The sequence below is a fragment of the Nocardia sp. NPDC059691 genome, from assembly GCF_042733915.1.
Taxonomy (GTDB): Bacteria; Actinomycetota; Actinomycetes; order Mycobacteriales; family Mycobacteriaceae; genus Nocardia; species Nocardia sichangensis.
Window position 1 is genome coordinate 76,963 of the sequence record NZ_JBHWFB010000003.1, and the last position, 13,410, is coordinate 90,372.

General features: G+C 69.1%; 15 protein-coding genes. 5 read left to right on the top strand and 10 right to left on the bottom strand.

Going from position 1 to position 13,410, the window contains the following annotated elements; translation table 11 throughout:
- Positions 1-33 precede the first annotated feature (33 nt).
- From ACFV2O_RS07465 to pyrR, 3 genes are read right to left on the bottom strand one after another with little or no spacing between them, the layout of a single operon-like run.
- Positions 34-1,356 (bottom strand): dihydroorotase, encoded by a 1,323-nt coding sequence (locus ACFV2O_RS07465; RefSeq protein ID WP_379250967.1) that lies wholly within the window; start codon positions 1,354-1,356, stop codon positions 34-36.
- Positions 1,353-2,312 (bottom strand): aspartate carbamoyltransferase catalytic subunit, encoded by a 960-nt coding sequence (locus ACFV2O_RS07470; RefSeq protein ID WP_355070621.1) that lies wholly within the window; start codon positions 2,310-2,312, stop codon positions 1,353-1,355. The genes ACFV2O_RS07465 and ACFV2O_RS07470 overlap by 4 nt, the downstream gene beginning before the upstream one ends.
- Before the next feature lie 40 nt (positions 2,313-2,352).
- Positions 2,353-2,985, bottom strand: coding sequence for a bifunctional pyr operon transcriptional regulator/uracil phosphoribosyltransferase PyrR (pyrR, locus tag ACFV2O_RS07475; RefSeq protein ID WP_379250969.1), 633 nt, complete (start codon positions 2,983-2,985; stop codon positions 2,353-2,355).
- A gap of 406 nt (positions 2,986-3,391) precedes the next feature.
- Between pyrR and ACFV2O_RS07480 the strand changes: the two genes are divergently transcribed.
- Together ACFV2O_RS07480 and ACFV2O_RS07485 are read left to right on the top strand one after the other, a co-directional pair.
- On the top strand, positions 3,392-4,018 hold the full coding sequence (locus ACFV2O_RS07480) for an alpha-ketoglutarate-dependent dioxygenase AlkB (RefSeq protein ID WP_379250971.1): 627 nt from the start codon (positions 3,392-3,394) through the stop codon (positions 4,016-4,018).
- 95 nt (positions 4,019-4,113) lie between these two features.
- On the top strand, positions 4,114-4,827 hold the full coding sequence (locus ACFV2O_RS07485) for an HD domain-containing protein (RefSeq protein ID WP_355070613.1): 714 nt from the start codon (positions 4,114-4,116) through the stop codon (positions 4,825-4,827).
- 194 nt (positions 4,828-5,021) lie between these two features.
- Here the strand turns inward: ACFV2O_RS07485 and ACFV2O_RS07490 are convergent, their stop codons facing one another.
- Positions 5,022-5,597 carry a helix-turn-helix domain-containing protein gene (locus ACFV2O_RS07490; protein ID WP_356961709.1) on the bottom strand — a complete coding sequence of 192 codons (576 nt, stop codon included), beginning with the start codon at positions 5,595-5,597 and terminating at the stop codon, positions 5,022-5,024.
- A gap of 83 nt (positions 5,598-5,680) precedes the next feature.
- Between ACFV2O_RS07490 and ACFV2O_RS07495 the strand changes: the two genes are divergently transcribed.
- Both ACFV2O_RS07495 and ACFV2O_RS07500 read left to right on the top strand, forming a co-directional pair.
- Positions 5,681-6,667: a zinc-binding alcohol dehydrogenase family protein gene (locus ACFV2O_RS07495; RefSeq protein WP_379250974.1), complete on the top strand. Its 987-nt coding sequence runs from the start codon at positions 5,681-5,683 to the stop codon at positions 6,665-6,667.
- A 35-nt stretch (positions 6,668-6,702) separates the two neighbouring features.
- Positions 6,703-7,869, top strand: coding sequence for a serpin family protein (locus tag ACFV2O_RS07500; RefSeq protein ID WP_379250976.1), 1,167 nt, complete (start codon positions 6,703-6,705; stop codon positions 7,867-7,869).
- Positions 7,870-7,872: 3 nt separating this feature from the next.
- Here ACFV2O_RS07500 and ACFV2O_RS07505 read toward each other — a convergent pair whose 3' ends face one another.
- The 4 genes from ACFV2O_RS07505 to ACFV2O_RS07520 form a co-directional block, all read right to left on the bottom strand.
- Positions 7,873-9,099: an FAD-dependent oxidoreductase gene (locus ACFV2O_RS07505; protein WP_379250978.1), complete on the bottom strand. Its 1,227-nt coding sequence runs from the start codon at positions 9,097-9,099 to the stop codon at positions 7,873-7,875.
- A gap of 108 nt (positions 9,100-9,207) precedes the next feature.
- Entirely contained in the window at positions 9,208-9,741 is a 534-nt protein-coding gene (locus tag ACFV2O_RS07510; RefSeq protein WP_355070604.1) for a DUF4334 domain-containing protein, read from the bottom strand.
- 89 nt (positions 9,742-9,830) lie between these two features.
- Positions 9,831-10,337: a DMT family transporter gene (locus tag ACFV2O_RS07515; RefSeq protein ID WP_355070602.1), complete on the bottom strand. Its 507-nt coding sequence runs from the start codon at positions 10,335-10,337 to the stop codon at positions 9,831-9,833.
- A 64-nt stretch (positions 10,338-10,401) separates the two neighbouring features.
- A complete protein-coding gene (locus ACFV2O_RS07520; protein WP_379250980.1) occupies positions 10,402-11,040 on the bottom strand; it encodes a DMT family transporter in 639 nt (212 codons plus the stop codon).
- A gap of 62 nt (positions 11,041-11,102) precedes the next feature.
- Here ACFV2O_RS07520 and ACFV2O_RS07525 point away from each other — a divergent pair, with 62 nt between their 5' ends.
- Positions 11,103-12,356, top strand: a complete 1,254-nt coding sequence (locus ACFV2O_RS07525) for an SLC13 family permease (RefSeq protein WP_379250982.1) — start codon at positions 11,103-11,105, stop codon at positions 12,354-12,356.
- 278 nt (positions 12,357-12,634) lie between these two features.
- On the opposite strand, the gene ACFV2O_RS07530 is transcribed toward ACFV2O_RS07525, so the two are convergent.
- Together ACFV2O_RS07530 and nusB are read right to left on the bottom strand one after the other, a co-directional pair.
- Positions 12,635-12,898: a YciI family protein gene (locus ACFV2O_RS07530; RefSeq protein WP_379250984.1), complete on the bottom strand. Its 264-nt coding sequence runs from the start codon at positions 12,896-12,898 to the stop codon at positions 12,635-12,637.
- On the bottom strand, positions 12,895-13,404 hold the full coding sequence (gene nusB, locus ACFV2O_RS07535) for a transcription antitermination factor NusB (protein ID WP_364425835.1): 510 nt from the start codon (positions 13,402-13,404) through the stop codon (positions 12,895-12,897). The genes ACFV2O_RS07530 and nusB overlap by 4 nt, the downstream gene beginning before the upstream one ends.
- Positions 13,405-13,410 lie beyond the last annotated feature (6 nt).

A 13,410-nucleotide genomic window follows, 5' to 3' on the forward strand; every position in this document is an offset into this window, starting at 1 on the left:
ACCTCCTCGAACGGCTGCGCCTCGGTTGCTCATCTACGCCTCCGCCCGGTCGACCAGCGCCTTGCCGTCCCTGGCGGTGACCCGGCCGCGCAGCAACGTCGCCGTCACCCGGGCCGGGAAGGTCATCGCCTCGAACGGCGTGTTGTTCGAGATGCTGGCCAGGTCCTTTCCACGCACCGTCCAGCTCGCCTCCGGGTCGACCAGCGTCAAGTTGGCCGGCTCGCCGACCTCGAGCGGTCTGCCGTGCTCGTCCAAGCCGACGATCGCGGCCGGTCGCTCGCTCATCACGCGGGCGACGCCGCGCCAGTCCAGCAGCCCGGGCTCGACCATGGTCCGCACGATGATCGACAGCGCCGTCTCCAAGCCGAGCATGCCGGGCCGCGCCGCGGCGAACTCGCAGCACTTGTCCTGCTCGGCGTGCGGCGCGTGGTCGGTGGCGACGCAATCGATGATGCCCTCGGCCAGCGCCTGCCGCAGCGCGGCGGCGTCGGACGCCTCGCGCAGCGGCGGGTTGACCTTGTTGACGGCGTCGTAGGTCTCCAACCGGGAGTCGTCCAGCAGCAGGTGGTGCGGGGTCACTTCGGCGGTGATCGAAATACCCTGGGACTTGGCCCATCTCACCAGTTCCACGGTGCCCTCGGTGGAGGCGTGGCAGATGTGCACGCGGGCGCCCGCGTCGCGCGCCAGCAAGGCGTCGCGCGCCACGATCGACTCCTCGGCCGCGCGCGGCCAGCCGGCCAGCCCCAGCCGGGCCGCGGTCGGCCCCTCGTGCGCGACGGCGCCCTTGGTCAGCCTGGGCTCCTCCGCGTGCTGCGCGATCAGCACCCCGAGCGAGTTCGCGTACTCCAGGGCCCTGCGCATGATCAACGGGTCGTAGACGCAGTGACCGTCGTCGGAGAACATGCGCACCGCCCCGACGCCCGCGGCCATGGTCCCCATCTCGGCGAGCTGCTTGCCCTCCAGGCCCACGGTGACCGCGCCGACCGGATACACGTCGACCAGTCCGACCTCACGGCCCCGCCGCCACACATGGTCGGTGACGACCACCGAGTCGGCGACCGGATTGGTGTTGGCCATCGCGAACACCGCGGTGTAGCCGCCGAGCGCGGCGGCGGCGGAACCCGTCTCGATGGTCTCTGTGTCCTCGCGGCCCGGCTCACGCAGGTGGGTGTGCAGGTCGACGAAGCCGGGCAGCAGGATCTGGCCCTGCGCGTCGATGATTTCGGCGTCGACCACGCCCAGATCGGTGCCGATCTGACGGATCTCCCCGTCGGCGACGAGCACGTCGACCGGCTCGCCTTCGCCGTACAGCAGCACGCCTTTGATCAGAACGATGGCGTCGTTCCTTCCACTCATGCCACTGCCTCCTGGGTTCCGACGAGCAGGCGGAACAGCACCGCCATCCGCACGTGCACCCCGTTGGTGACCTGTTGCAGCACAGCGGCTTTCGGCGAGTCCGCGACGGAGGACGCGATTTCCATGCCGCGCAGCATCGGGCCGGGGTGCAGCACGACCGCGTGGTCTTCCAGCAGGGCCAGCCTGCGTTCGGAGAGTCCGTAGGTGATCGAGTACTCGCGGGCCGACGGGAAGAACCCGCCGTTCATCCGCTCGGCCTGCACCCGCAACATCAGCACGGCGTCGGCGCCGATCAGCTCGGCGTCCAAGTGGTGTGAGACGCGGGCGGGCCAGCTCTCCACGCCGACCGGAAGCAGCGTGCGCGGAGCGACCAGCACGACCTCCGCGCCGAGTGTGGCCAGCAGGAAGACGTTCGATCGCGCGACCCGGCTGTGCAGGATGTCACCGACGATGACCACCCGCTTGCCCTCGATGTCGCCGAGCCGCTGCCGGAGGGTCAGCGCGTCCAGCAACGCCTGGGTCGGGTGCTCGTGCGTTCCGTCGCCCGCGTTGACGACCGCCGGGCCGGAGCCGCGCCCCGTGGAGACCGCCCACTCGTCCATCCAGCGCGCGATCTGGTGCGCGGCGCCGGAGGCCGGATGCCGCACGATCAGCGCGTCGGCTCCCGCGGCGTGCAGGGTGAGCGCGGTGTCGCGCAGCGACTCGCCCTTGGCGACCGAGGAGCTGCTCGCGCTCACGTTGATCACGTCCGCGCTCATCCACTTGCCCGCGACCTCGAACGAGACCCGGGTCCGGGTCGAGTTCTCGTAGAAGACCGTCATCACGGTGCGCCCGCGGAGCGTGGGCAGCTTGTGCACCTCGCGGCCGAGCAGCGCCTGTTCGAACCGCTCGGCCTCGTCGAGCAGCTCGTTCGCGGCGGCGCGATCGAGCGCGGCGACCGACAGCAGATGCCTCACGCGCCTGCCTCCTGCCGCGAGCCGGCGTGTGGCAGCTTCATCACGCCTCCTCCTGGTGCAGGTAGACGCCGTCCCGGCCGTCGTGTTCGGTCAGCAGTACCGAGATGTCCTCGGAGCGGTTGGTCGGCACGTTCTTGCCGACGTAATCGGCACGGATCGGCAGTTCCCGGTGACCGCGGTCGATGAGCACCGCCAGCTGCACCGCGCGCGGGCGGCCGAGGTCGCGCAGACCGTCGAGCGCGGAGCGGACGGTGCGGCCGGAGAACAGGACGTCGTCGACCAGTACCACGAGCGCGTCCTCGATACCGCCTTCCGGAACGGAGGTGCGCTCCAGCGGCCGGTGCGGGCGGCTGCGCAGATCGTCCCGGTAGAGGGTGATGTCGAGCGAGCCCAGAGCCGGGCGGACGCCGGAGAATTCCTCGATCTTGCCGGTGAGCCGCGCGGCCAGGGTTGTGCCCCGGGTGGGGATGCCGATCAGCACCACGCGTGGCGCGCCCGGCTCACCCGCGTCCAGCGCGGTCTTCTCGATGATCTGGTGCGCGATGCGCGCGACGGTCCGCCCGACATCCGAAGCCGACAACAGCTCTCGTCCCGCCGCCACCCATTCCGGGGTATGTCGCTGCGAAGTCTCGGCAGCGCCGGACTTGGCGGCCCGTTCTTCGGGCACGGCCATGCCGACCTCCTTCCCCGCCTCACCGGACGGTCCGTTAAAGGATGTCTTACGGCAAGCAGCGTAGCAGCGCCCCAACCCTTGATTTCACCAGGCATATCGCGCTGTGAGCGGGGCCACTGAGCGCGTAGCCGCGGCCGCTGTCGGCGGACGGCGAGAAACACACCGAGATCGCGGCTGCCAAGGAGCGCGGGACGCTCCAGCGCCGCCACCATCGCGGTCATCCCCACACCGGCCGTGGGGGCTTGCGGCGGTCTTCCGCTCATGACGACTCCCGTCGTCCGATCAGCTTGCCGACCGGCAGCTCCTCTCCTCACGCTGGTGGTGTCCCGTCGATCGCGGGGGAAGTTCGACGAATATGACCGAAAACCGCTAGCACATATGTTCGATCAGCGGTACGCTCGGCCGCATGTCCACACCGCTACAGAGATCGCTGCTCGACGGGTTCGGTGAGACCGAACTCGGGCCGCTGCGCGACGCGCGCCGTACGGTGCTCGACCACGGCGCCTGGGTGGATCTGCTGCCCGGTTGGCTTTCGGGCGCGGACGCGCTGTTCGACCGACTGGTCGACGGCGTGCCATGGAAAGCCGAACGCAGGCCGATGTACGACCGCGTGGTAGACGTGCCCCGGCTGCTGCGGTTCTACGCGGAGCACGAACCGCTGCCGGATCCGGCACTCGCCGACGCGCGCACAGCACTGAGCGAGCACTATCGGCGCGAACTCGGCGAACCGTTCCGCACCGCGGGCCTGTGCTACTACCGGGACGGGCACGACAGCGTCGCCTGGCACGGCGACACCATCGGCCGCGGCGCCACGCACGACACCATGGTCGCGATCGTGTCGATCGGGGCGCCAAGGGCGCTGCTACTCCGGCCGCGCGGCGGTGGCCCGAGCATCAAATACGTTGTCGGACATGGCGACCTGCTGGTCATGGGCGGTTCTTGCCAGCGCACCTGGGAGCACGCCGTGCCCAAGACGCGCAGGCCCACCGGTCCGCGGATCAGCATCCAGTACCGTCCACGCGGCGTCCGCTGACCCAGCTCCCACGCACCGTTTCGAGCTGAACCATCGTCGAGGTCGGAAGTGATCGTCGTCCGCCACGTGTCCCTCGCTCCGGTTAGCCTGGCATTATGAGCAATCCAGGGGCGGGGGTCTTGGCCGTGATGCCGCTGCACACGATCAGCGAGGTCTACGGCGAGGCCGGGCTGCGCGAACGATTACTGCTGGAAATCGCCGAGTTGCCGGACACGCAACGCTTGGCCGCGGCGCTCGATCTCGCGGCCGATCTGCATCGCGACGATCGGTACGGCCGCGAGCCCTATCTCAGTCATCTTCTGCGCGTGTCGATTCGGATCATCAGCCATTACGAGGTTCGTGATCCGGACGTGGTCGCGGCGGGGCTGTTGCACGACGCGGTCGAGGACCACGCCGCCGAGCTGGCCGCCGATCGTCCCGGACCCACCGTCGACGCCGCACTGGGCGCGCTCACCGATCGGTTCGGTGCGCGAGTGGCCGATCTCGTGGCCGCGGTGACCAATCCCGAGCCGGATCCGGCCCGGGACCGGCAGGCGCAGTACCGCGAGCATGTCGCGACGAATCTGGACCGGGACCCGTGGGCCCGCGTCATCAAGCTCTCCGACTTCACCGACAACGGTGTGGGCATCCTCTACGCCACCGGCCCCGCGATGGCGAGACTCGCCGCCAAGTACCGCCCGCTCACCGACGTGTACCGCGATCTGGTCACCCGGCCGGACACGCCGCTGGCCGAGCACGTCCGGCAGCACATCCTCGATCAGCTCGACCGAGCCGACGAACGGTTCGAGGCCATTCTGTCGCGGGACTGATCGCCATCCTGGCGGATCCAAAGCTCATGCGACACACCGCATCGACCGCACCGGCGCGCCTTTCGTAGCGGCGCCGTGCGGACAATGACCGCCGCCACAGACCGCACTGCACCACTGCGCGGGGCGCGGCCACACGCCGCCCCCGAATCACGGTTCGCCCCACGAGCCGGCCGATCGACGCGCCACACGAGCCGTCACGGCGCGCGTAGCACCGATTCGACCAGCTCGCGCACCGCGGCCAGCAACCGTTCCGTCTCGCCCGCGCGGACCATGGCAGGCACCAATTCGGCGCTCAGCGCGCCGAGCAGTAGCCGCCCGACTACTTCGGCGTCCAGGTCCGGACGCGCCTCGCGCAGCAACGTGGTGATGTGGTGGTCCCAGAACGCGTGGAATTCGGCGGTTCGCGGATGTGGCGGCTCGGTGCGATAGGCGACCATCAGCTCGGAATTGTTGATCACCAACCGTGCCATGGCGTCGAAGTAGGCGACCAGCCGGGCATCGGCGGGCGCACCGGGGCCGAGGGGTGGCGGGCCGCTGGTGACCGCGTCCATGAGCGCGACCGCGCTTTGCGCGACCATCTCGTGCAACAGCCCCGCCCGGCTGCCGAAGCGATGGAAGATCGTGCCCTTGCCCACTCCGGCGGCGGCCGCGACGCGGTCCATGGTGATCGCTTCGGCGCCGTGCTCGGCCAACAGGGCGAAGGTGGCGTCCACTATCGCCCGCCGGTTGCGCGCCGCGTCGGCTCGTTCCTTCGGCCGTCCGTCGCCCATCGCATCCACTTTCTAGACAAGTTGACCGACGGTCCATATCATCGGTGAGTCAATTGAACTGTCAGTCAACTTATGGAGTTCATATGCAGGCAATCGTAATGACGGCGCCGGGCAGCCCGGACGTGCTGGTCACCGCGGACGTCCCGGCGCCACGGGCAGAAGCGGACGAGGTGGTGATCCGCGCCGAGGCGATCCCGGTGCTGTTCCCCGAGACCAAGCTGCGCTCCGGCGAGTTCCCGCTCGGCGCGCCGCTGCCGCTGGTTTTCGGTTTCCAAGCCGCAGGGGTCGTCACCGAGGTCGGCGCGCAAGTCGATCCGGCGCTGATCGGACGCCGGGTCGTCGTGTCGACCCAGGGTTCCGGCGCTTACGCCGAATTCGTCGCCGCCAACGCGGATTCCGTGGTTTCCATTCCGGACGGCCTGTCCTTCGTGGACGCCGCGGCGGTGCTGATGAACGGATCGGTGGCGATTCCACTGCTGGAGACCGCCGCGCTCACCGGCATCGAAACCGTCCTGATCGAAGCCGCCGCCACGGGCATCGGCAGCGCGCTGACCCAATTGGCGAGAGAATTCGGGGCGGCTCGCGTCATCGGGACCGCAGGTGGTCCCAACAAGGTCGCCCACGCGCGCAAACTGGGAGCCGACGAGGTGATCGACCACAACGATCCGGACTGGACCACCCGGCTGCGCGAAACACTCGACGGTGCAACGGTGGACGTGGTGTTCGATTCGATCGGCGGCGCGAGCGCCGCCGGCCTGCTCGATCTCCTGACACCCCTGCGCGGCCGGATGCTGGGCTACGGATGGTTGTCCGGAGCACCCGCGCAGGTGTCGGCGAGCGACCTGCTCATGCGCGGGCTCACCTTCATCGGTTGCGCGGGACCGGACTGGCTGAACCGGGTAGCCCAAGCGCGCACCGCCGTTCTGGCCCGCGCGGCGGCGGGCGGCCTCGACCCGCTGGTCGAGGCCGTGCTGCCGCTGGACCAGGCGAGCCGCGCGCATCGCCTGTTGGAGGAAAGGACGGTACTGGGCAAGATCGTGCTGCGCCCGGGCTCCGCCGTGTCCGGATAACGCCGCGCGGCCCCCGGCGTGGCTAGGGTGGGCTGGTGCGGACTTCTGTGGAATCCCATGTCGGCGCCGCCAACGCGCTCACCGCGCGGTGGTGCGCGGCGGCGGGCGAACGAGACTTCGTGGTGTCCGGCGCCGGGGTATGGCCGCTGCTCGCCCTGCTCGCTTCCGCGGCGGACGGTCCGGCTCGGGACGAACTGGCGACCGCGACCGGCTTGCCCGCGGCGGACGGGCAAGCCGCGGCGCTCCGGCTGCTGGACGACCTCGAGCGCGCGGCGGCGGTGTCGGCCGCACTCGGCGTGTGGGTGCGCCGCGACCTTCCGTTGCACGAGGCGTGGTCGCAGTCGCTTCCCGAGAGTGTGCTCGCGCGGCTGGCCGGGCAGTCCGAGCTCGACAGCTGGGCGGCCCGGCACACCGATGGGCTCATCGAACGGTTTCCCCTCACAGTCGATCCCGAGACGCTGCTGGTGCTCGCCACCGCGCTGGTCGCGAAGACGAAGTGGCAGGCGCCCTTCGATGTCGGAACGCTGGCACCCGAGGACGGCCCGTGGCGGGGACATCGCGGACCCGGGTTGTCCCGCACGAGCCGCGACCTGACGAACGCCGCGATCCTGGACGCATCGGAACCGGTCACCCGCGTGGTCGTCGAAGGCGTCGCCGACCTCGACGTCCACCTTCTGCTCGGCACCGGGGCACCCGGCGCCGTGCTCGAAACGGGCTTGGCCGCGCTGTCCGGCAGTGTGCCGATCCGCTCCGACCTGCCGGTCGGCACGAAGGGACCGGGCCTGAACGTGCGTACCGAGCCGGTGGTACCCAACACTGGCCGGCTGCGCGTCCAGCTACCGCCTTTCGAGGTCCGCTCCACCCACGATCTGCTCACCGCGCCGGGCTTGTTCGGCCTGACCGCCGCGACCGACTGCACCCACGGCCACTTCCCGGCGATCTCCCCGGACCCACTGTGCGTCGGCCAGGGAGCGCAGGAAGTGCTCGCCCGGTTCGGCCACGAAGGTTTCGAGGCGGCCGCCGTGACGGCCTTCGCGTTGCGCGCGGCAGCGGCCGTCCTGCGGCACGACTACGCGCCTGTCGTCTCGGTGGTCTTCGACCGGCCCTTCGGTTTCCTCGCCGTGCACCGCCCGACGGGTCTGGCGGTCGTCGCGGGTTGGATCGCCACCGCGCCTACGTCCTCCCCCGACGTGCCGGCCTGAGCGCTACCGCCGCGCGAAGTGCGGGGCGTGCTCGGGCAAGACACCGCGAGCGATCAAGAAGGTCGGCACGCTGCGAATCACGGGGACGCGCCGCAGAATACGGACCGGCAGCGGTGCACGCGGGGAACTCGCGATGTCGACTCGTCCGTCGAGGGCGGGCGCGACCGCGACGGTGTGCAGGAGTCGCTGCATTCCCTGTGTCACCACGGTCGGGAATCGGCGCCGTCGCTGCACCTTCGCCAACTCCCTGGTGCCGAGCGTCCCCGAGAGCAGCGGCGGAGCAAGGATCCTGGCCGCGGCTACGGCGTCCTGCACGGCCAGGTTGATGCCGACGCCGCCGGCCGGGGACATGGCATGGGCGGCGTCGCCCAGACACAACAGACCGTTGGTGTACCACTTGGTCAGCCGATCGAGTTTCACCTCCAGCAACTTGACCTCGTCCCAGCTGGTCAAGGCGTCGATCCGGTCGTAGAGCCAGGGAGCGGCCTCGGCCAGACTCCGCATGACGTCCCGCACCGGCCCGCGGCGGGCGGATTCGTCGGCGCCCTTGGCGATCAACGTCGCGCACTGCCAGTAGTCGCCGCGATCGAGCAGCACCGCCACCCGCCGGGCGCTGACGATCGGCAGCGCGCCCGCGGGATCGATCTCGGTGCGCGGCAAGCGGAACCACCAGACGTCCATAGGTGTCGACCACGTGCGGATCGGCAGTCCCGCGGCCGACCGCAGCAGTGAGCCGCGACCGTCGCAGGCCACCGTGAGGTCGGCTTCGATTGCGCCGGTGGCGCCGTCGACGGTCCGGTAGGCGACGCCACCTACCCGGCCGTCGATCCAGATCAGGTCGGTGGCCTCGGTGTTCAGCCGCAGCCGGAAGGTGGGTTCGTCGGCCGCGGCACGCGCGAGCAGATCCAGCAGATCCCACTGCGGCACCATGGCGATGTACTTGTGCCTGCCCGGCAGATGCGTCAGCGTGGCAAGCGTCTGCAGGCCGCCCGCGATCGGCAGTTGCACTCGATCCACCTTGCGCGCGGGCAGTTTCGCGAACTCCGCGCCGAGACCCAGTTCGTCGAGCAGATCGAGGGTGGTGGGATGCACTGTGTCGCCGCGGAAGTCACGGAGGAAGTCCTTGTGCTTCTCCAGCACCGTGACCTCTACCCCGGCCCTGGCGAGCAGGAGCCCGAGGATCATTCCGGCCGGTCCCCCACCAACCACCAGGCATGTCGTGCGCTCCATCGACTGTGTCTCCCTCGGTCACCACATCGCCGCAAGGTGTCGCCTGTTCGCGCAAATCCTAGTGTGGCGGGCGCGGCGCCGGACCCGGATCGGCGACGGCCGACCGGCTCAGCCGATATCCCGATGCAGCACGAAGAAATACGGTTCGGCCATACCACGCAAATCCATCACGCCGAGCAAGGTGTGCTCGTCGGCGCGCCGGAAATGATCGATGATCGGCAGGTGGTCGTAGACCATCGCGGCACTTGTCACACCGCGGTATTCGACCTCACGCAGACGCGCGGTGTGCTTGCGCGTGCGCAGCGCGGGACGAAGGACCGGCAGCAACTTGCGCAGGGCCCGCACACCGGGCAGCGGTACCCGCCCGGCCAACGCGACCGGGACGCGGCGCGGATCGACGGCGAACACCGCGCCGCCCGAGGTGAACAACAGCGGATGCACGCTGTCGGGGCCGTCGAACTGCTTGCCGTACCAGCCCGAAGCCACCAGCACACCGTCCATCGGATGACCGGTGTCCAGCTCCTCGCCTCGCCACCGCCCGGTCGTGACGTCCTCGACCCGCGCCGCGGGGAGTCGGTCGAACAGCGCCCACGCCTCCTGCGCGGTACGGATGTCCGTCACGGTCAGCTCGTTCGCGGCCATGTCTCCTACTCCCCTCAGCGAGGCAACGTTGCGATAGATACCCTATCTGTCTCTCAGAACGCCGCTGTCGACCAGGTCCGTGCGGATGTTCAGTAGGTCGCCATGAGATAGATCCCGGCGATGATCATGACGCAGGCGACGACGCGTTTTGAGCTCACCGTGCGCCGCGGGAATCCCATCAGCCCGAAGTGGTCGATCGTGAGCGCACCGAACATCTGTCCCGCGATGATGAGGGCGTTGAACGTACCCGCGCCCACATCGGAGGCCACGGAGATCATCGCCAGGATCGCGGCCCCGCCGAGCAGGCCACCGAAGGGCGCCCAGCGGGGCATACTCCGGATGTCGGCCTTCGTCGGCCAAGGCCGGTTCCTGGAAACCAGCAGCGCCACCGTGAGGAAGATCGCGAAGCCGGTGAATGCGACGGCGTAGGAGATCACGCCACACAGCCAGACGTTCTTCAATGCGAGCTTCAGCGAGTTCTGGCAACCGGCTTCTACGGAGCGCAGCGCGCCGCCGACCAGGATGAACGCGAAGATGAGTGCCATCGTGACGCGGGACAGCGCGGCACGGGGCTTTTCGGCGGTCTGAACCGTCATCGAGAATCCTCGGGAGAGTGCGAAGAGTGGATGGCTGGGACCGGCAGCGGTGGGCGTACTGCTGTCAGGTGACGCTGACCCTGGGCTCGTCGCCCGCGGGCTCATCGGCCATCAGGTATATCGCGAGCGTGATCAGCCCGCAGGCCACCAGACGCGGAACGCTGGCGGATCGTTCTTCGAATCCCATGAGTCCGAAGTGATCCATGATCACGGCGACCACCATCTCGCCGACGATCACCAGCGCGCTGAAGGTCGCCACGCCGACATGCCGGGCGACCGCGATCATCCCCATCACCGCCGCGCCGCCCAGCAGACCGCCGAACGGCGCCCACCACGGCATGTTCCGAACGTCGTCGAGCGTCGGCCACGGCGTCTTCGACGACAGCGCCAGGAAGATCGAAAAGCCGGTCAGCGCAACGGCATACGAGATCACCGCGCAGAGCCACATGTTCTTCATGTGGTTCATCAACGTGTTCTGACAGCCGGCTTCGGCCGACCGTAGGCTGCCTCCGACCAGGATGAACAGAAATACCAGTCCGATGACGAGGCTCATGGGCAATACATCCTTGGCTCGACGGCGGACGAACACCGAGATTGCCTCGGACACAACGTTTTCCACCCGAAAAATGGGATCGGTTGTGCCGGAACCGACGTCCGACCTATGTGACCCGCATAACGTACCATCGAATAACGGTACGTTCAATGGGTAAGCGAGGACTGCCGTGGCCCGTCTCGGCCGGGAAGGGACGCGAACGAAGGGCTGCCATGATGGCACTCGTGCCCGAACTGGTCGATTCCTCCACACGGAACCCACCCGCGACCACCTCCGAGCGGCGGCTCAGCGTCCTGGACCGGGTCCGGCTCGCCTTGCTGGCGGCCGGTCTGCTGTGCGTGCTCACCGGGCTCCTGCCCCGCGACGAGGCCGCCGCGAACATGCGCCGCATCGGCCCGTTACTGCTGTTTCTCGCAAGCGTGATCGTGCTGGCCGAGCTCACCCGGCAGGCGAAGGTCTTCGACGCCATCGCCCATCGCCTCGCGATCCTCGGTCGCGGCCATTACCCGGCGCTGTTCGGCCTCTGCGTGCTGTTCGCCTCCGCCACCACGGTGCTGCTGAACCTCGACACCACAGCCGTGCTCATCGCCCCGGTCATGCTGGCACTCGCCGCGCCCGCTCGGATCCCACCACTGCCGCTGGCCATGACCACCCTGTGGCTGGCGAACACCGCGAGCCTGCTGCTACCGGTCTCCAATCTCACGAATCTGCTCGCCGCCGACCGGGTGGCACTGACCGCGACCGGATTCGCGAGCAGAATGCTGGCGCCGCAGATGGTCTCGATCACCGCGACGACGGTGTGCCTGTGGGTGTGGTACTGGCGGCGCGGTCGCCGGGAAACCGACCGCTACGTGCCGCCCGAGCCGATCCGGCTCGTGAACTTCCGGGAGCGCTCGCTGTTCTACACGACAGCCGGGGCCTGTCTGTTGTTCATCGTCGCGATCCCCCTCGTCGGCGACCGGATCGGCGTCGCGGCGACGGTCGCGGCGCTCATCGCGTTGGCGGCGTTCGCCGTGTTCGATCGCGGTGCGTTGCGGCTGTCGCTCATCCCGTGGCAACTGCTCGTGTTCGTGGTCGGATTGTTCCTGGTGGTACCCACCCTGAGCCGATTCGGCCTCGGCGACGCGATGCATGCTCTGATCGGCACCGACTCGGGTGCGTCCGGCGCGTTCCGAGCCGCCGCGGCGGGTGCGGGTCTGTCCAATGTCGCGAACAATTTGCCCGCCTACACCGCGGGCGAGGCGGTGATCCCCGCGCAGAACAGCGATCAACTCCTCGCGTTGCTGATCGGCACCAATGTCGGCCCGATCGTCACGCCCTGGGGCTCGCTCGCCACACTGCTGTGCCTGGAGTTCTGCCGCATGCACGGCGTACGGGTACCCATGCGACGTTTCGTCCTGACCGGTGCCGCGCTCGCGACGGTCGCCACCGCAGGCGCGGTCACAGCGCTGCTGATGACGAGTTAGCCGCCGAGACACCCGCCAGTCAGCGCCTCGCTTGACCTCGAGTGCGGTCGAGGTACGAGGATACTGTCGAGGCCGGATCGAGACGCACGTTCGGGTTCGGTCTCCGCGCGGAACCCAAGTTCCGGTGCTCCCGCTGGGCATCCGTACACCCACCAGCGGGAGCCATGCGCGGTCTCCGGTAGGAGTTGCACGGACGTCGCGTTGCCCGGCCTCACGCCGCCGCGCAGGAACGCGAACCGAGCCGGGAAGCCCGCGCAGGCTCCGACGCGCAGTCGAAGTCAGCTCGGCGCCGTGACTTCCCACTCGTAGATCGAGAGTTCCGAGGACCCGGTGGTGTGCACCGGATCGGTGAACACGATTTCCCTTGCGGCGTCGAGGCTTTCGGCGTAGATGATGTACGCGCCTCCGGTGCCGTCGGTGAAGCGGCCACTCTCCTGCAATTGCCCCACTTCCTGCAGCGACTGCAGGAACTGCCGGTGCGGCTCGATCACGGCGGTATCGAAGCGCGGTGTGCGCATCGCCAGGACGAGGTACTTGTTCACGCCTCGGACTCCGGGCGGGGGGCCCTCGTCGCGGCAGCGGCGGCGCGCACCTGCGGGGCCACCAGGACGACCTGCCCCAGCACACCGTTGAGGAAGGACGGGGAGTCGTCGGTGGAAAGCTCCTTGGCCAGCTCCACCGCCTCGTCTACGGCGACGACCGGAGGCACGTCGCTCGCGTGGAACAGCTCCCAGACCGCGATGCGCAGGATCGCGCGATCCACGGCCGGGAGCCGCGACAAGGTCCAGTCCTGCAAGTACGACTCGATCGTTCCGTCCACCCGGTCGAGATCGTCGGCCACACCCTCGACCAATGTCCGGGTGTAGGCGTGCACCGGCGCGACCGACTGGTCGCGGGCGGCGAGCTCGGCGCGCTCGTCGAGCAGGTCGGCGGCGTCGACGTCCCTGGCCTCCGCCTCGAACAGCAGGTCGACCGCACGGCGGCGGGCCTTGTGCCGCGCGCCGAGCTTCTTGTACGTGGACTTCTTGTCCACGGGCTGGTCAGCCACGGTCAC

Coding starts and splice junctions, on each gene's coding strand:
- ACFV2O_RS07490 (WP_356961709.1), bottom strand. CDS start 5,597: ATGGGCGACGGACGGCCGAAGGAACGAGCCGACGCGGCGCGCAACCGG.
- ACFV2O_RS07505 (WP_379250978.1), bottom strand. CDS start 9,099: ATGGAGCGCACGACATGCCTGGTGGTTGGTGGGGGACCGGCCGGAATG.
- pyrR (WP_379250969.1), bottom strand. CDS start 2,985: ATGGCCGTGCCCGAAGAACGGGCCGCCAAGTCCGGCGCTGCCGAGACT.
- ACFV2O_RS07465 (WP_379250967.1), bottom strand. CDS start 1,356: ATGAGTGGAAGGAACGACGCCATCGTTCTGATCAAAGGCGTGCTGCTG.
- ACFV2O_RS07515 (WP_355070602.1), bottom strand. CDS start 10,337: ATGACGGTTCAGACCGCCGAAAAGCCCCGTGCCGCGCTGTCCCGCGTC.
- ACFV2O_RS07480 (WP_379250971.1), top strand. CDS start 3,392: ATGTCCACACCGCTACAGAGATCGCTGCTCGACGGGTTCGGTGAGACC.
- ACFV2O_RS07495 (WP_379250974.1), top strand. CDS start 5,681: ATGCAGGCAATCGTAATGACGGCGCCGGGCAGCCCGGACGTGCTGGTC.
- ACFV2O_RS07510 (WP_355070604.1), bottom strand. CDS start 9,741: ATGGCCGCGAACGAGCTGACCGTGACGGACATCCGTACCGCGCAGGAG.
- ACFV2O_RS07525 (WP_379250982.1), top strand. CDS start 11,103: ATGATGGCACTCGTGCCCGAACTGGTCGATTCCTCCACACGGAACCCA.
- ACFV2O_RS07485 (WP_355070613.1), top strand. CDS start 4,114: ATGAGCAATCCAGGGGCGGGGGTCTTGGCCGTGATGCCGCTGCACACG.